Below are 16,102 nucleotides of genomic sequence, written 5' to 3'. Positions count from 1 at the left end.
CTAATATGAATCGTTAATTTAGCGTGCTGAAAAACTGCCAGGTGAGCGGGGCCATTTCTTTTAACCTCAAATGCTCTTCCCCGCCCATATAATACATGGCGAACGTTTCAGCAAAATATTCTTCAGGGAATGAAAGGAAGTAAGGCTGGCCGGGAAACAGCTTAGCCTTCTCCTCTTTCCAGATACCCTGGAACTTTCTGTTGAAGCGGATCTCGCTTAAGACAAAGCGGTCAACCGAATGTGCCAGCTCATGGAGCTCCAGATTGACAGATCCATGCCCCATGCCTTTGCCGCTGTAGCCGATCTTTACAAGGACAGTCCGTCCCCCGCCGATTCCGGGTACATCATCCCAGGTCGTTTCTTTATTCTGATAGCCCCTGGGAGTCAAGCCTGCCAGATGGCTTGCAGTGGGATTATCTGTGAGCTGTCCTGTAAAAAGCTTAAGCGAGATGCCTTCTTTTCTGATTTTAGACAGCAAGGATGAGGGAAGCTGATCCAGTCTTTCTATCATTCTTGCCGCTTCCTCCTGATCGAATTCCTCCAAAGGAAGAGTAATAATCCTGCCCAGATCCTGTCCTGAATGAAGAGACAGGGAGCTGGCAAGCTCAGAGTTGCCAGGGAAATCTTTAAGTTTTATACCTCCCATCGCTGCCTGGGAATTTCCCATCAGCGCCAGGGAAGCCACTACTATAAGCAGAAAAAAAATCCTGAATCTCATGCTATCACCTTCTGTCCATTCTCAGACGCTTCCTGCCCCATTTGCTGCCTGCTATCTATGTATATATGAAAATATTATAGCATATCATTTTGGGTAAAAAGGCCGCGATTCATGGGCAATTTCAGGAAGTTTTACAGAAGCGCGGCAGGATGGGTATTTTCAGAGGCTTGCTGTTAAGCTGAATTGATGTTCAGGATCTTTAGCTTTAGAATGGCTTGTCTCTTTTATCTTGAGGCTCTAATCCTCTTAATTTTTCCGAATCAGTAACTTGGAAAAGAAGGGGTCCTGTAAGACCCCCGTTCTATCCCTTACTTACTTCCGGGTCTATTTTCATCCCTAAATCTGTCCAGCAGTTCCTGCAGATCAAATACTCCAAGATTTCCTGCCCCCTTTCTCCTCAAGGCAGCTCCCCCCTCCTCTTTTTCCTTGTCTCCGATGATGATCATATAAGGAACTTTCTGAAGCTCTGCTTCCCTGATTTTGAAGCCCAGCTTTTCTGCCCTGCTGTCAATGTCAATCCTGCAGCCGGCTTTCTCAAGATGGGATCTGACTTCCATTGCATAGCCGATATGAGCCTCAGAAACCGGAAGTACCATGGCCTGGACCGGTGCAAGCCAGAAAGGAAAATCTCCTGCGAAATGCTCGATCAAGATGGCAAGGAACCTTTCGATCGATCCGTAAATGGCACGGTGGATCATGATTGGCCTGTGAGCCAGATTGTCTTCGCCGATATATTGGCAGCCGAATTGCTCTGGCATTTGAAAATCAAGCTGAACAGTTCCGCATTGCCAGCTTCTTCCCAGTGAATCAGTGATATGGAAGTCGATTTTCGGGCCATAGAATGCTCCGTCGCCAGGATTAATTTCAAAAGGGATGCCCTTTTCCTGCAGGACCGATTCTAATGCAGCTTCTGCCAGATTCCAAGTTTCTTCCGAACCCATGGATTCAGCAGGCTTAGTAGAAAGCTCTACCTTATATTCAAAGCCGAACAGAGAATAAAATTCGTGCACCAGCTCCAGCACTTTTGCTGCTTCTTCTTTTATTTGATCTTCCCTTACAAACAGGTGGGCATCATCTTGTGTGAAGGATCTTACCCGCAAAAGCCCATTAAGTGAACCTGATAGTTCATGGCGGTGAACGAGCCCCAGCTCAGCATACCGGATAGGCAGCTCCCGGTAGCTCCTCCTTTTGCTGCTGAAAATCAATACAGCACCAGGGCAGCTCATCGGCTTTATCGCATAATCATGTTCATCAACTTTTGAAAAATACATATTCTCATGATAGTGGTCCCAGTGCCCCGACTGCTCCCATAAAGCCTGCTTCATCATGATCGGTGTCTGACCTCATGATAGCCTGCTACTTGATGTTTTTGTTTCCATAGGTTTTCCAGAATGTTTCTTACCTGCATCCCCTTTGGAAGATAAAAGGGCATTCCCGGTGCTTCTTCCCTGAACATGAATAGGTCAAGCTCAGCCCCCAGTTTTCTGTGATTTCTCTTTTCTGCTTCTGCTTTAATTGACATTTTAATTCCTCCTAATCTAAAATAAAGGCTTTGTTAAACATTGTTGTTGATTTTGGGCTCATTTTAGCCAGATATTCATTCTGCCGCCAAGAAAGCGAGCTTTCATGGCGGCAGAATGAATATCCGGCTGCATTTCAGCTGTGCTGAAATGCATGTGAAACAAAGTTTCACACGAATGAGCCCAAAATCAACAAGGTATACTATCACAACCAAAATAAAAAAAGCCGCAATTCTCCCTGTACCAAGGGACAATTGCGGCTGTGGTTCCACCCTAATTCCGCCTCATGCATTGCATTCGGCGCTCAAACAAGATAACGGTTTCCCGATCATGGTTTTGCAGACTTCAGCTTTCCCCATGATAGCTCCAAGGCGGTAAATTCATCTCTTTCTCCTAAGGGCTTTCAGCCGGCGGCCCTTTTCTCTGTCAGAAGCAGCGGAAATGATTCATGTCCTTTTCTTCGCGATATTATATTTGTTTATAAGGAAAAAAGCGCAAACACCTTGAAAAACCTTTAAGAACAACAAAAAGCCGCAATTTTCCCTGTATAAGGGACAATTGCGGCTGTGGTTCCACCCTAATTCCGCCTCATGCATCGCATGCGGCGCTCAAACAGGATAACGGTCTCCCGATCATGGTTGGCCAAAGACGGACTTTGCCCATGATAGCTCCAAGGCGGTAAATTCATTTCTTTCTCCTAAGGGCTTTCAGCCGGCGGCCCTTTTCTCTGTCAGAAGCAGCGGAAATGATTCATATCCTTTTCCCAGCTTATTGGAATTATAAAAAATGATTAAATGAATTATATTCCAGTACCTTTTATATTGTCAATGCTATTTTTTATTTTCAATAGAAAAGAGCTTACTGCTCACTGATGCCGTTACGCCGCCTGCAGCGTCACGCCGGCTCCTGATAAGCGGCGCCCTTTTCTTCCTAAAAATTATAAAGCATGAAACCCGTTTCATAACAAGCGTTATTTCTCATTTTTTCCAAAAGCAAAAGCCCGGCAGCATGCCGGGCTTTTGGGTATATAAGAATTAAACGGCAAGGCCGAAATTTTTGCACAGGGCAGCAAGACCGCCGGAAAAACCGCTGCCGACAGCATTGAATTTCCATTCTCCTCCATGCCTGTACAGCTCACAGATGACAACGGCCGTTTCAACGGAGAAATCTTCTCCCAGATCAAATCGGAGCACTTCCTGGTTTGTGTCTTCATTCACTACACGGGCAAAAGAATTGGATACCTGGCCAAAGTTCTGGCTGCGGCTCTCGGCATCGTGGATTGTGACAGTAATGGCAATGCGGTGGACATGGGCCGGGACCTTGCTGAAGTCGATTTTGATCTGCTCATCATCGCCGTCGCCTTCCCCTGTCCGGTTATCCCCTGTATGCTCCACAGAGCCGCTTGGGTGGACAAGATTGTTATAGAAAATAAAATCGTGGTCCTGGACGACTTTTCCATTTTCATCAGCCAGGAATGCAGACGCATCCAGGTCAAAGTCGCCGCCTCCTGAATAGCGGTTAGTGTCCCAGCCAAGCCCTATGATCACTTTTGTCAGGCCCGGATTGCTTTTGGTCAGATCGATGCGCTGCCCCTTAGAAAGATTGATGCTCATTTTTTCTTCACCTCTGTTAATAGTTTTCAATTATTATCTAATAGTCCAGCTTATTAAGTATAAGAGCGTACCACATCAGACAGTCCTGGTGCATTTGTGCCTGTTCCGACTGCAGCAAATTTCCAATCAGTTCCGTGCCTGTACAATTCTCCGACTACCAGGCTTGTCTTGCCGCTGTAATCGTCAGTGAGGTTATAGTGGATAAGCTCTTCCCTGCCCATGGGATTCACAATGCGGATATACGCATTGCGGATCATGCCGAAATGCTGCTTGCGTTTAACAGCATCATAGATGTTCACTACAAAAACAAGCTTCTGGACGTGTGAAGGGACGCGGCTTAGATCTACATTGATCTGCTCATCATCTCCATCTCCTTCTCCAGTCAGATTATCACCGGTGTGCTGTACACTGCCATCAGAACTTTTCAGGTTCCCAAAATAGATTACATCGCTGTTATTCCTTAATTTATCATTCTCACCAAGCATGATGACTGAAGCATCACAATCGACATTGGCGCCTCCTCCTCCGCCGAAAAGAGAGCCGAGAAGTCCGCCTCCTCCTTTGTTTTCAACCGGATCCCATCCGAGGCCGACCATAATTTTCGATAATCCCGGATTTCCTTTTGTCAGATCTACTCTTTGTCCTTTTTGCAAATTAATCGCCATTCATTTCACCTCATAAATTTACTTTTCTGTATTATTTTTATTTAACATCCCGGAGTCAGGCTGAAAAAAGCGCTATCAGCCTTGGTTTTTCATATTTTTGAAGTTTTCCTGCAGCTGTTCGAGCCTCTTTGTGCCTTCTTCCCTCAAGCGCCTGTTTTCATCTTCAATCGATTTCGTTTCCTGCATCCCCTTCATGATGATGTTCCACGATTCTTCAATCGTTTCAATCTTGATGCTCGGACCTCCGGCAAGCCTGGCTATTTCTGCACTTTGGTTTGAAATATTCTGGGCATTGCGGACGAGCATCTCATTGGTTCTGCGGTCAAGTTCGCTCATGGAATCTGCAACCAGCTTCTGGCGCTTTGCCGCAACCGCCTGAATCAGGCCGTTTTTAAAAATCGGAATAGTTGTAACAAACGCTGAATTGATTTTCCCAATCAGCTTCGTGTTCCCTCTTTGGAGAAGGCGGATTTGGGGAGCTGTCTGCAGTGCCACCATCTTCGCCATTTCCAGGTCATAGACACGCTGCTCGAGAAGGTCGATGCTATTGCGGAGTGTATCGGCCTGCATGGAGGCTATCTGATCTCCAGATGCCGCTTTTGCTTCCAGCTGAGGAAGCTGGGTGCTTTTGAGCTCCTCTGCCTTCATTTCGCCTGCAACTGCATACTTTTCAAGCGTTAGATAATACTGGTAGTTCTGGTCGTACATCTGCTCAAGCATATTGGTGGAGTCCACCATTTCACTCTGGTACTTGGAAATCTCCACATAAACTTTGTCAATTTCCTTGCCCATTGTCTGATATTTGCCAAAGAGCTTTTCAATCATTTTTTCCCCGCGCTTGAACAGCTTTCCGAACAAACCGCCTGAAGTCTGTTCAAAATCCTTTTTGTCGAACCTGTCCATGATTTTACCTAGCTGCTTCAGGAGGACACCTGAGTCTTCCACCTTGGTAGCCCTCATATTGCCGAGAATCTGGTCAGAGAAGCGGGAAATCTGCTGAGCTGGTTCTTTACCAAATTCCAGTATTTGTATCTGATCACGTTCATCGATCGATCTGGCAAGATTCTGTACTTCCGCTTCCTGCCTCAGTGCCAGCTTTATTTCCGGCACCTTCGTTTCTGTAAGCACATCAGCCGGTTCCTGGGTAACCAGTCCCGCATTGGCTCGTTGCGGATCATTCATGATTTAGTCTCCTTTCAAATTTTTCAATAGCCCTTGCAGAAACACTTTCTTGATCAGTGAAGGCTCTTTATAGTCCTGGTCAAAGACCACTTCTTCCAGCCAGTGCGAATCAAAGACACCTTCATTGACATAGTTTTCAAGATCATTGTGGCCTGGCGGATTATACACGATGATATCAACTCCAAATTGGTTCAGGAGAAGCAGGAGGGCTGCGTCGCTCCTTGTCATCGTACCATTCATTTCATTGTTATAGAGAATCAGCTTAGGCACATCCTGAGAGTAGTCAAACTTCTGCAGAAGCTTCAGGATGCTGGCCGGCATCTGCATTGCCTGTGTAAATAAATAGATGCTGATTTCTTCCTGGCTCTCATTATGGCTGGGCTTAAGCTCCGGCTTTGCGCATAGATTCCTGATTGCGTGTGAGATCCCTTTCTGGAGGCCGCCGGGAAGATGGCCGTATTTCCAGTAGTGAGAGCCCATAATGATGTCAGGATCGAGCTTCCCGTCTTTCCCAAGGGCATTTCTGTAATGAAAGCGAAAGTCGCTTGTCAGGGGATTTGAAAAAGGGAACTGTCTGATCAGGAAGCTGCAGTCATTCTCCGCAAGTGCATGCAAGCGGTCCCAATATTCTTTCCGGCTTTTGCTCACTCCGTTGATTTTCGAAAAAATGGAAGGGATCTTCACTTCACCGCCGCTGACTTCAAAATTCGGCCTGATCATCGCTTTTTCTTTGGCAAGGATAAACAGTTCATCATACGTTGTTTTCAGCGTCACAGCTGAAGGTTTATAGTCCCTCAGCTGCCATGCCTTATAAAGGCCTGAGCCTTCGTGGTTAAGGATGGTTTCGATTTCTCTTGAGGCTTTATAGGCCACCGTTGATTTCCTCCTCCTTTTCTCTCTGGGAAAAGGTTCAGCTGCCTTCTGCCCCGGATACTGCTGGACAAATGTCTCTTCTTTGCCCGGGTCGGCGAGCGCAAGGACATCCTGGCCATCCGGGCTGAAAGCCGCGAGATCACAGCCAAGAAAAAAGATGAATGACAGGAAATATTGCTGGCTCTTGCTTGCTTCTCCATACCAGAGAAATTTCGGCATGCTTTCTTCCGGATTGCTGCCGCTTAGCGGCTGGGAGAGATGGTTAATGGACCATTTCACAAGATCTACAAGCACCCTTCGAAAGTCCGGGCTTTCAAGGCCATCTTTTTCCCTCCCGGCAAACATCTCAATGACTTTAGTGAATGCCTCCCTTACCTTTCTATGGACAAGGGGATTATCAGGCTTTATGAGAAGCTGCTCACCATCAAGGAAGGCGATGAAGCGGTTGATTGAAAGCTTCTGCTCCCTGTTGATGTTCAATACCTTTTGAATGGCCTGGAAATGCTGGTTGTCGATCGTTTTATCAAGAGTATCGCTGCTTAAAAGGATAAGTCCATTATCAGGTGAGTGTATATAATCATAAAGCTGATTATAGTATTCATCTTCATCCGCAGGAATGCCCAGAAACCTGGCAGCAACCTGGCTGATCTGGATGATGCCGTCGCCTGCCTGGTAATGCGGACGGTCTGAGCTTCGCTTTTTAATTGCAGTCAGCCAATTGTCCGCAGACACAGGCAGCAGATTGACCTTTAATTTATTGTAAGTTGGATACATGATTATCCCTTCCCTCTAGGAGCGAAAGATTTAGCCCTAATGGCTTATGTAAATTTCTTTCATCATATCATATCAGGTGCAAGTTTTAACAACGATAGCCTTCAGCACTGGCTTTTAGCTCTATTAGAATATACGGATCAGCCCGAAAAAAGTTTCAATAACATCAAAACAAGTTATATTCACTCTTCTCCGGCACAATCACCAACGGGCTTTTCCCTGCATATAGTTGAGTACAAATAATAAAAGAAGGTGATCCCTTGCGCTTCCTGATTAAAAGACCTTCCTATGAAAGCTGCAGGAACGAACTGGAGGCTGTCCGCCAAATCATGACTTCAGGCGCTTACCAATTCATTGACCTCCTGTTATGGTCGGCTATGCTCGCTATCATGACATACCCGCTTCACCACTCGCCGCCTTATGCGCTTGCGATTTTTCTTGCTTTTTATGCATTTGGGAGCCTGCTCCTGCTATTGCTTCATTTCTTTATAAAAGGGCAGTCCGGCCGCGGTCGGGATTTCCTCTGACGGCAGCTTCCCGGCCAAGAAGCAGCTTGTATGCCTTCAGGAGGATTTCTTCTCCGGCAAGTATGCCCCTGTTCTCCGAAAAATGGCAGCTGAATCCATGAGGCATCTCCATAGAAAGCTCTCCATGATCCGGGACAAACGCATGATGGCATACCTTCAGGAAATCATAATCGAGAAGGGAATCTCCCGCACCGGCAAGAATATCTGCTCCCTCTCTTTTGCTGATGAATTTAACCGCCTCACCCTTGCAAACAGGGATCGGCATAAAATAAAGCTTCCTGCCTTGCAGAGATATCCGCCATCCCAGACGGCGGACATCCTCTTCCAGCTTTTTCTTTTCCTGGAGGCTGATGCGCTCCTCGAGGATATAGTAAAAAAAGGAATCTCCCGCCTTTTTCAGTGTTCCGGAAAATTTGCATCCTGCAGCAAACTCAGCTATTTCCTCCTGAAGAGCGCATTCCTCTTTAAGCCGCTTATCTACCAGCTCTGTCCACTCAGCCAGCAGTTTTCCCTTAAAATGGATTTGAGCTCCATTTGAAGTGACCTCATAGGAGACAGGGATATCTCTTCCAAATATCCCTACTCTTTTATACTGTTCATATGTCCTGGTCGTGACAGGCACAACGAGTGCCTCCTCTGCAAGCTCTCTTAACAGGGTAAACGACCTTGCAGTCATGAATGCAGCAGGCTGCCCTTCCTTCATTTCGGCGGCTGACAATTGGAGATCTTGCTCACAGCCAAGATCTTCAAGTGCTCTGTTTGAATAAATCATAGTCCTGTCAAGATCTGTTGCAAACATATTCATGACTGGCCGCCAACCTTTTTGATCAGTCCGCAGCATGTATAGCTCATGTCAGGATACCGGACGATTTCTACCCCGCGTTCTTCAGCAAGCAGTTTGATATGCCTGACATAAGGGCTTTCAGGGTCCCTCATCAGTATTTTCCAGGGCACTCTCCTTAACAGCACGCGTGTTGTTTCACCAACGCCGGGCTTAACAAAATTCGTGCTTTCAATATCATATTCCTCTTTGATTGCCAGTACTTCCTCCATCCCCCTGAAATCAGGTTCGGATTCAGCATCGGCAGAATAGCCTTCACAAAGTTTTTTCGCCTCCTCCACAACAGAATCAAATTGCGCTTCTATTATGCTGATATATTCATTGGAAACATCTGCTTCTGCAAGACTGCGATAATATTTTGCACCGTGGAAATCATCAGGCCCGATTAAATCATTGAGGACCGTCCTGCTGACAAGACCGGAAACAGTCGAATTCAGGCAGGCGCTTGGAATCAAAAAGTCTTCCCTTGTTCCGTACAGGCTGGTGCAATAGCCTGGATCTGCGAGGACAGCAAGGGTGTCATCAAGATTCCAGCCATATTTTTCATTCATACTGCTGCATGCTTTTGACAATTCAATCGAGATAGCCCCCTTGCCTGTCCAGCCGTCCACAAACTGAATCTTGCAGCCGGGATGCTTTTCTATTATGTATTTCAGTGCATTCTCATCAATTCCCCTGTCCCGGATGATGGAGATACTGTAATGGGGAAGGGTTGTCCCGTATACATGCTCTATATACCGCTTCATCAGGATCCCGACCGGGGTGCCTGCCCTAGCAAGGGAAACGAGGACAATCTTGTTTCCTTTTCTGCTGAGCAGCTTTTCCGCCGTTACCGCTGTGCAAAGCGCCACCTTTTCCTTATAGTCTTCAAGCGTTTTCCGGTACAGCTCTATATAATGGGCTGGAGGAATGTACTCAATTGGAAGCGTCTCGCTGTAATGCTGGCCTGACTGAATCTTTTTCTCCCTGTTTTCAGTTGCCCCTTCCAGTTCGTATGCACTGAGGTCCTTCAGCAGAAAGATGACATCTTCCATGCTGTAGGAGCCAAAAGCTGCTGCTGTTTCAGCCATTGTTGTACCCTCCATTAAAATAAACGATTTTTATATCCTTGACCTCTGTTTTCTTCAGTTCCTCCAGCAATGGGACAAGCGCTTCCCGATCCGGTTCCCGTTCAAAGAGGATAAAGAGCTCATCATAAAATCCGGGGGTGATATTATAGACAAATTGCCTGATATCAGCATCCTCAGGGTTGGGAAATGACAGTCCTTCCCTTGCCCCGTACCCTTCGCGGTCCAGAACATGGACAGGGCTTCGTGTAGTGGACTGAAAAAAGACCCCTTCCCCCATTTGCGATGCCACTTTCATAGGGATGTACATGAACTCTCCTGTTCCCAGGACGAGTGTTTTTTCTCCTTTTCTGCTTTTAGCCAGGAGGGCGGCTGCAGCCTCCAGCTCCTTTTCAGGCTCATCCGCGCCCTTTTGGAGCCCAAATCTGCCTGTACCTTTGAGGTAGGGGGTATTGCGGATCCTGCCTCCAAGTGTAACCGAAGAACTTCCGGCTTTTTCAAAAGAAAGCCCCGATTCCCTCAGATTGATGAAACTGATGCTGTACCCGTCTGCATCCAGCTTTCTGTCTTCTATCTTCGTGTGAATGGCAGGTTCTCCTGCAGCCTGCATTTCCCCTTTTAAGAGGCTTACACTGTTGATGGTGATTCCAAGTTCTTTTTCAAGCGCCTGGAATGCTGCCATATTTTCCTGTGAACGCCAGTCCAATATCGAAGCGACAGTATATTGACTTCTCGGGAATTCTGCCTGGATGGATCTGATGATATTGACTGCCGTTTTGCCTGTGGTCATTTCATCATCGACCAGGATAATTTCACGCTGGTTGTCGAGAAGCCCCCTGTCCGTGTAGCAGCGGTGGGAGGTTGCATGAGAATGCTCTTCCTCAAAGTCTATTATGGAGACCGCTTCAGGAAGTATTTCTCTTGTAGTATGAAAATATCCTGCTGCCTTAAAGGCATTATAAAAGCTGTGTCCAAGCGCGGTTGCAGTCTCTGCAAACCCGATGATCACCGGATTATATTTCTTATCAATAAAGGGGATCGACGGCCTGCTTCCTGCCTGCTCCTGCAAAAAGGCTGCCAGAAGCTCTTCTGTTTCAGGCAGCGGCCAGCCTTCCTTTAATTCGGCATACCGTGCGGCCAGCAGCTCTCCAGTGATCAGACCCTTTTCCGGATGGATAGGCAGATGCTTCCCCAGCAGTTTGCTAACAAAAAGGAATGACCTCTTCTTATTGATACGGGCAGCCATTGTAAAAAAATGATCAACTGGTATGTTATATGGATTTTCAGTTATATCAAGTTCAACGTTCAGCCCCTCAATAACTGGAAGCAAATACTTCTTTTTCGAGCAGGTCAATGTATGAGTATTCTTCATGAAGCACCCCGTATATTTCAGATTTCAATAAAATTTTCTGCGCCCAATATAAATGCGGCTTGATTTCATTCATTTTGTTTGAATAAACACTCTTCATGACACCAATGCTTCCTTCCGCGCTCGCGGCAATATTCCGCGCATCCTCGTACTCTTCAAGGGTAACGGCATTCAAAGCCTGCACCGGCCTTATATGGGTAGGATGGATGATAGTCTTTCCTGTCAGGCCATTGGCAATATCCATCATAATTTCACGGATCAGGCCGTCCATATGCTTATCGATCAGCCCCGTCCTCATCCTGATGCCTGCTTCCCCATACTTCTCCAGGAAGGGCGTCTGCCTCAGCTGAGGCTTAAGCATTCTGTCCTTAGAGGAAAAGTATTCCCAGACCGGCCCAGAAACCGTGAAATGGCTGTCTGCACGCACAAATACATTTATAATATCAGCAATGCAGTCCCGTATGACCGCAATATCATAAACGGTGTTATCCGAATTTCTCCTGATGCCGTACAGGCCGGAAAAATCGGTCGCACCTATCCTGACATTGAGGATTATATCCCTGTATTGTTCAAGAAGTGCTTTTATGTCCAGAAGCTCACCAACTCTTGTTTCTTTCTGGATGATTTTCTTCGTTTCCAGAATCGGCATGGCATATAGAACGTGGCCTTCTCTATTCCTGCGGCTGATTTCTGCCAGTGATTGTGCACCTTCCACAGGGTCAAATTTAGGAATGACAACTCCTGTCAGCATGCTTATCTCCTGGCCCATCCTGGAAAACAGCCTCACCAGCTGCCCATGGCTGCGGATCCTAATAAAAATAAGCGGCAGATCGTCCTCCTGGAAATATCCCTTCCCAAGCTCTTGATGGAGGAGCTTGAGCTCTGCCAGCAGGCTTTTTTCGGCCTGCTCCACTTCTGTATCGCCAATGGCATCTTCCAGGCAGATCACCATGGAAGTAAGGCCAGAATGCTTCTTTGAAAGCAGATCCTGATGAATATTGGGCCTTGTTGCAGGCATATAAAGTGTTGCGCCTAAACAATAGGACAAAAGCTCTTTTGGGGAACGTTTAGAGAAAGACCCTGGTTTTTTATAAAAGAGCCTGTCAATCTCCCGGGCTTCCAAATCAGCAAATAATTTCATTTCAATTCTCCTATCCAATGCATAGTAAAATAAAAGAGGGAAGCACTTGGCTGCAGGGATTTATCAAGCATCCCCCTAAGCATACCTGTCCAATCTAAGAAGCTTTTAAACTGCCAAAAAAGGATAAAAAGAAAAGGAGCGGACAATTGTCAGTTCCCTTTCCCTGTTTCTATACATCTGTCAGTTGCTTTTCTGGCCCTGCTCAGCCTTCTTTTTATTCATAAAGTGGACGATGAAAGTCGCACCGAAGACAACAATCAGCAGGAGGAAGAAGTAGATATGGTCAATATGAATATGGAATACGCCTAAAAGCATCTTTAGGGCAATGATCAAAATCAGCACATAGGCACTTGTTTCCAGCTCAGGCACTTTGTCAATAAGCTTTAGGAACACCCCTGCAACGCCACGCATCATAAGGACACCAAGCATTCCGCCGAGAAGAAGAACCCAAATTTCCTGAGAGACACCGAATGCTGCCAGGACACTGTCTACAGAGAAAGCGATATCCATCAATTCAACTGCTGCAACTGTACCCCAGAAGGTACCGAACAGGCGGATCAGCAAGCCGCCCTGGTTCATCCCTTCGAGCTCCTCATCATCGCCGAGGCCTTTCTTCTTGTCGATAAAATACTTGATTGAAAGCCATGCCAGGTAGCCGGCACCAAGGATTTTTACCCACCAAAGCTTAATCAGGAATACACCGATCCCGATTGCAATGAAACGGAAAGCATACGCACCAAGCAAACCATAGAAAAGTGCCTTTTTGCGCTTTTCAGGCGGAAGGTGCTTTACCATAACAGCCAGAACCAGCGCATTGTCGGCTGACAGCAGCCCCTCTAATATGACCAGGGTTCCAATAAGACCCCAGCTTACCGGGTCAGTCAGGACCTCGGCCCACATCTGCCAGTCAAAAAATGCGGCATATGTATCAATAATACTTTGAATAATTGTCATCTCCTGAAGTTCCTCCATTACCTATATAAGTGCTAACGAAAGACCCGGCAGAGCCGAGTCTCAAAGTTCAATAAAAAAGGGGTTATCCAACCTGCAGGCCGAAGTCAGTTGCAAGTGCGCCAAGGCCGCCCTGATAGCCGGACCCGATCGCGCTGAATTTCCACTCTCCGCCGTGCCTGTACAGTTCTCCTACAACAAGAGCTGTCTCGATGGAGAAGTCTTCTCCAAGGTCATAACGGATCAGCTCTTCATTTGTTTCGCCGTTAAGGATGCGGACATAAGAATTGGATACCTGTCCGAAGTTCTGGCTGCGCGCCTCGCCATCATGGATCGTGATGGTGAATGTGATGCGCTGGACATTAGCCGGCACAGCACCGAGTTCAACCTTTACCTGCTCATCATCGCCTTCTCCTTCGCCTGTCCGGTTATCTCCCGTATGTACGACAGAGCCATTTCCGCCTGTTGTGTTGTTATAGAAAACAAAATCCGCTTCGGAAGTAACCTTGCCATTCTCTCCCAGAAGGAAAACCGAGGAATCAAGGTCAAAGTCTGTTCCCCCGTCATACTTATTTACATCCCAGCCAACACCTACGATTACATTGGTAAGGCCCGGATTGGATTTTGTCAAATCTACCTTTTGTCCTTTTGATAAACTTACTGCCATTTTTTCTACCTCCAATTATTGTGATAGTATGCTTACGTTTTAATCTTTAAAAAGTTTCAAAACTACAAGCATATTTTTTCATATTTTTGCTTACATTTCAAATCTCAGCTCAGCCATTTTGGCGGAGTATTTTTATTCCAGTAGATGGAGCCCAGCTCATGATGCTTTTGGAAGGCATCCTCAGAGGTATGGTAATGGAAGTTGAACCAGTATCCCTCCTGGGGCGGGTGGTCCCTCCTGACATGGAAACGGAGGACATCTTCATTGGACTGCCGGTTGACAATATGGAAGATTTTTTCTGAATTCCCCCCGCCTGGCCATTCTGTAATTTCCAGATTGCCAAGATCGCTGCCCGGTATCCTTGCAGCTGTTTCCTCCACTGCTTTTTCAATATTCGGCAGGATGACTTCGCGGAACTCATCTTCAATGACGGGTTTAATCTTTCCCCCGAATTTAATATATGACTGGTTCTCTGCCTCCTGGACAGCAGTCTGGACAAACCTTTGCCTGATCGATGCCTCATCCTCTTCAGGCGAAGCAAGTTCCAGTTCTTCGGCCTGGGCCTCCAGAATATCGCGCTTCGGAGACCTGTCCTGGTTTGCATTATCATACAGAAATGCCTGTGAAGGCGTAACCAGCCCGAAGGTAAGGATGGTTACCATCACCACAAACGATTTGCGCAGCCACTTAGGCATTTTTATCCCTCCTCATATAAGACTATTTTCAAACGATAGATTCTTTTTTTAATATTCCGGAAGAGCTTATTTTCTTAGCGGCCTGCCGGAGCCTGTCTTCAGGCTGCACGAGTGCAATCCGTACGAATCCCTCGCCGGCTTCGCCGAACGCGCTTCCCGGTGTAACAGCCACTCCAGCTTCCTCCAGCATGAGGATGCTGAACTCCCTGGAGCAGATGCCGTTTGGGATTTCTGCCCATACGAACATTGAACCTTTCGGGCTTTCAACATCCCAGCCTGCCTTATGAAGGCTTTCTACAAGGGCGTCTCTCCGCTTCCTGTAGACCTCTCTTGATTCGGCCAGGAAATTCGACTGATCTGCAAGAGCCCTGGCAGCCGCGGTCTGGATGGGATGGAATACTCCGTAATCCAGATGGGATTTCAGATCTGAAATCATGCGGATGATGTCTTCATTTCCAGCTGCATAGGCAATCCTGCAGCCTGCCATGTTGAAGCTCTTAGAAAGGGAATTCATTTCTATCCCTGTTTCAAATGCGCCTTCGACAGCTAAAAAGCTTACCGGTTTTTCTTCAAAATAGAGCTCAGAGTATGCAAAATCATGCAATATGACAATCTCGTATTTTTTGGCAAACTCTATTGCCTCCCTGAAAAACGCTTCATTTGCAAGGCCGGGAACAGGATTGCCGGGAAAGTTTAAGATCATCAGTCTCGCCTTTTTCCTTATTTCTTCCGGTATTTCTGAGAAATCCGGGAGAAACTGCTTTTCTTTCATGAGAGGCATTGGATATATCTTTGCACCTGCAAGGGCGGCACCTGCTGCATATGCGGTATATCCAGGATCGGGCATCAGTATATATTCGCCCGGGCTGCATAAAGCAAGCGGGAGATGGACAAGACCATCCTGGGAGCCCATAAGGAGGGAGCATTGTTCCTTGGGATCTATGTATACATCGTGATTCTTCTGGTAATAGGAGCTGACTGCATTGCAGAAGCTTTCTGTCCCTGCAAGGGAGTAGCCGTACTGGGTGCTGTCCAGCGCCCCCTCAGCAATCGCCTCTCTGACAAATAACGGAGGCGGGAGGTCAGGGCTGCCGATGCTCAAATCAATCACATCTTCACCTGCTGAGATTTTCGCTTTCTTCAGCCGGGATAATTCTGCAAATACACTTTCCCTAAATGCATCCATTCTCTCTGCCATGGAAATCTTCATACTAGAACCCTCCAGCATTCTTTGAAGCCTGAAGCTTACTTAGAAAATATTATACTCTTTTTTTAGGGAAAAAGAAAAAGCCGGGAGATAAATTTTTGAAAAAAAAGAAAGTTTCCTAGAAAAAAGCGATTAAAGAGAGAAAATATTGGGAATGATATAAGACTAATGGTAAATGAATACATAGTCTGAGGAGGAGAATAATGAATTGGGAAATTGTTTTTGTAGCTGTATGCCTGCTGACGCTGGGATACTTTGTATTCCTGACAATTACGGATTAAGGGAAACGGAAAAT

16 protein-coding genes are annotated in these 16,102 nt (G+C 46.5%); 1 reads left to right on the top strand and 15 read right to left on the bottom strand.

Annotated elements, in window-relative coordinates; all coding sequences use genetic code 11:
• Nucleotides 1–13: 13 nt before the first annotated feature.
• The 7 genes from LCM00_RS10495 to LCM00_RS10470 all read right to left on the bottom strand — a co-directional run bounded on the left by LCM00_RS10495 (nt 14) and on the right by LCM00_RS10470 (nt 7,345).
• Entirely contained in the window at nt 14–718 is a 705-nt protein-coding gene (locus LCM00_RS10495; RefSeq protein WP_224901245.1) for an anthrax toxin lethal factor-related metalloendopeptidase, read from the bottom strand.
• 308 nt (nt 719–1,026) lie between these two features.
• A complete protein-coding gene (gene thrS, locus LCM00_RS10490) occupies nt 1,027–2,046 on the bottom strand; it encodes a threonine--tRNA ligase (RefSeq protein WP_318247608.1) in 1,020 nt (339 codons plus the stop codon).
• Nucleotides 2,043–2,240, bottom strand: a complete 198-nt coding sequence (locus tag LCM00_RS24755; protein WP_318247607.1) for a hypothetical protein — start codon at nt 2,238–2,240, stop codon at nt 2,043–2,045. Before LCM00_RS24755 ends, thrS begins: the two co-directional genes overlap by 4 nt.
• 1,032 nt (nt 2,241–3,272) lie before the next feature.
• Nucleotides 3,273–3,851: a TerD family protein gene (locus tag LCM00_RS10485; RefSeq protein ID WP_129611956.1), complete on the bottom strand. Its 579-nt coding sequence runs from the start codon at nt 3,849–3,851 to the stop codon at nt 3,273–3,275.
• A gap of 53 nt (nt 3,852–3,904) precedes the next feature.
• A complete protein-coding gene (locus tag LCM00_RS10480) occupies nt 3,905–4,516 on the bottom strand; it encodes a TerD family protein (RefSeq protein ID WP_148974344.1) in 612 nt (203 codons plus the stop codon).
• Between the two features lie 75 nt (nt 4,517–4,591).
• Entirely contained in the window at nt 4,592–5,698 is a 1,107-nt protein-coding gene (locus LCM00_RS10475) for a toxic anion resistance protein (protein ID WP_129611958.1), read from the bottom strand.
• Between the two features lie 3 nt (nt 5,699–5,701).
• The gene (locus LCM00_RS10470) at nt 5,702–7,345 is read right to left on the bottom strand and encodes a YceG family protein (protein WP_224901242.1); all 1,644 of its coding nucleotides are present in this window, start codon (nt 7,343–7,345) and stop codon (nt 5,702–5,704) included.
• A gap of 257 nt (nt 7,346–7,602) precedes the next feature.
• Here LCM00_RS10470 and LCM00_RS10465 point away from each other — a divergent pair, with 257 nt between their 5' ends.
• Nucleotides 7,603–7,869, top strand: a complete 267-nt coding sequence (locus tag LCM00_RS10465; RefSeq protein WP_224901239.1) for a hypothetical protein — start codon at nt 7,603–7,605, stop codon at nt 7,867–7,869.
• Here LCM00_RS10465 and LCM00_RS10460 read toward each other — a convergent pair.
• From LCM00_RS10460 to LCM00_RS10425, 8 genes are all read right to left on the bottom strand, one after another.
• Complete coding sequence (locus tag LCM00_RS10460; protein ID WP_224901237.1) at nt 7,829–8,674, bottom strand: HAD family hydrolase; 846 nt, start codon at nt 8,672–8,674, stop codon at nt 7,829–7,831. The two genes, LCM00_RS10465 and LCM00_RS10460, sit on opposite strands and share 41 nt — an antisense overlap.
• A complete protein-coding gene (locus LCM00_RS10455; RefSeq protein ID WP_224901234.1) occupies nt 8,671–9,780 on the bottom strand; it encodes a cysteine protease StiP family protein in 1,110 nt (369 codons plus the stop codon). The genes LCM00_RS10460 and LCM00_RS10455 overlap by 4 nt, the downstream gene beginning before the upstream one ends.
• Complete coding sequence (locus tag LCM00_RS10450; RefSeq protein ID WP_224901231.1) at nt 9,773–11,149, bottom strand: phosphoribosyltransferase family protein; 1,377 nt, start codon at nt 11,147–11,149, stop codon at nt 9,773–9,775. Before LCM00_RS10450 ends, LCM00_RS10455 begins: the two co-directional genes overlap by 8 nt.
• Nucleotides 11,091–12,287 (bottom strand): HpcH/HpaI aldolase/citrate lyase family protein, encoded by a 1,197-nt coding sequence (locus LCM00_RS10445; RefSeq protein ID WP_224901229.1) that lies wholly within the window; start codon nt 12,285–12,287, stop codon nt 11,091–11,093. Before LCM00_RS10445 ends, LCM00_RS10450 begins: the two co-directional genes overlap by 59 nt.
• 180 nt (nt 12,288–12,467) lie before the next feature.
• Entirely contained in the window at nt 12,468–13,241 is a 774-nt protein-coding gene (locus LCM00_RS10440) for a TerC family protein (protein WP_224901226.1), read from the bottom strand.
• 82 nt (nt 13,242–13,323) lie between these two features.
• The gene (locus tag LCM00_RS10435; protein ID WP_224901223.1) at nt 13,324–13,905 is read right to left on the bottom strand and encodes a TerD family protein; all 582 of its coding nucleotides are present in this window, start codon (nt 13,903–13,905) and stop codon (nt 13,324–13,326) included.
• Nucleotides 13,906–14,009: 104 nt separating this feature from the next.
• Nucleotides 14,010–14,600: a YpjP family protein gene (locus LCM00_RS10430; RefSeq protein ID WP_224901220.1), complete on the bottom strand. Its 591-nt coding sequence runs from the start codon at nt 14,598–14,600 to the stop codon at nt 14,010–14,012.
• 28 nt (nt 14,601–14,628) lie between these two features.
• On the bottom strand, nt 14,629–15,810 hold the full coding sequence (locus LCM00_RS10425) for an LL-diaminopimelate aminotransferase (RefSeq protein ID WP_224901217.1): 1,182 nt from the start codon (nt 15,808–15,810) through the stop codon (nt 14,629–14,631).
• Between the last annotated feature and the right edge of the window lie 292 nt (nt 15,811–16,102).

The sequence above is a fragment of the Bacillus infantis genome, assembly GCF_020171945.1.
In the GTDB taxonomy this organism is placed as follows: domain Bacteria; phylum Bacillota; class Bacilli; order Bacillales; family Cytobacillaceae; genus Bacillus_AB; species Bacillus_AB infantis_A.
Note: the sequence above shows the minus strand (reverse complement) of the source record. Positions and strands in the feature narration are given on the sequence as shown.

What these genes read in the sequence shown, in the direction of transcription:
- LCM00_RS10460 (WP_224901237.1), bottom strand. Translation starts at nt 8,674, where the DNA reads ATGAATATGTTTGCAACAGATCTTGACAGGACTATGATTTATTCAAAC.
- LCM00_RS10435 (WP_224901223.1), bottom strand. Translation starts at nt 13,905, where the DNA reads ATGGCAGTAAGTTTATCAAAAGGACAAAAGGTAGATTTGACAAAATCC.
- thrS (WP_318247608.1), bottom strand. Translation starts at nt 2,046, where the DNA reads ATGATGAAGCAGGCTTTATGGGAGCAGTCGGGGCACTGGGACCACTAT.
- LCM00_RS24755 (WP_318247607.1), bottom strand. Translation starts at nt 2,240, where the DNA reads ATGTCAATTAAAGCAGAAGCAGAAAAGAGAAATCACAGAAAACTGGGG.
- LCM00_RS10470 (WP_224901242.1), bottom strand. Translation starts at nt 7,345, where the DNA reads ATGTATCCAACTTACAATAAATTAAAGGTCAATCTGCTGCCTGTGTCT.
- LCM00_RS10475 (WP_129611958.1), bottom strand. Translation starts at nt 5,698, where the DNA reads ATGAATGATCCGCAACGAGCCAATGCGGGACTGGTTACCCAGGAACCG.
- LCM00_RS10430 (WP_224901220.1), bottom strand. Translation starts at nt 14,600, where the DNA reads ATGCCTAAGTGGCTGCGCAAATCGTTTGTGGTGATGGTAACCATCCTT.
- LCM00_RS10455 (WP_224901234.1), bottom strand. Translation starts at nt 9,780, where the DNA reads ATGGCTGAAACAGCAGCAGCTTTTGGCTCCTACAGCATGGAAGATGTC.
- LCM00_RS10440 (WP_224901226.1), bottom strand. Translation starts at nt 13,241, where the DNA reads ATGACAATTATTCAAAGTATTATTGATACATATGCCGCATTTTTTGAC.
- LCM00_RS10425 (WP_224901217.1), bottom strand. Translation starts at nt 15,810, where the DNA reads ATGAAGATTTCCATGGCAGAGAGAATGGATGCATTTAGGGAAAGTGTA.
- LCM00_RS10480 (WP_148974344.1), bottom strand. Translation starts at nt 4,516, where the DNA reads ATGGCGATTAATTTGCAAAAAGGACAAAGAGTAGATCTGACAAAAGGA.
- LCM00_RS10445 (WP_224901229.1), bottom strand. Translation starts at nt 12,287, where the DNA reads ATGAAATTATTTGCTGATTTGGAAGCCCGGGAGATTGACAGGCTCTTT.
- LCM00_RS10485 (WP_129611956.1), bottom strand. Translation starts at nt 3,851, where the DNA reads ATGAGCATCAATCTTTCTAAGGGGCAGCGCATCGATCTGACCAAAAGC.
- LCM00_RS10450 (WP_224901231.1), bottom strand. Translation starts at nt 11,149, where the DNA reads ATGAAGAATACTCATACATTGACCTGCTCGAAAAAGAAGTATTTGCTT.
- LCM00_RS10495 (WP_224901245.1), bottom strand. Translation starts at nt 718, where the DNA reads ATGAGATTCAGGATTTTTTTTCTGCTTATAGTAGTGGCTTCCCTGGCG.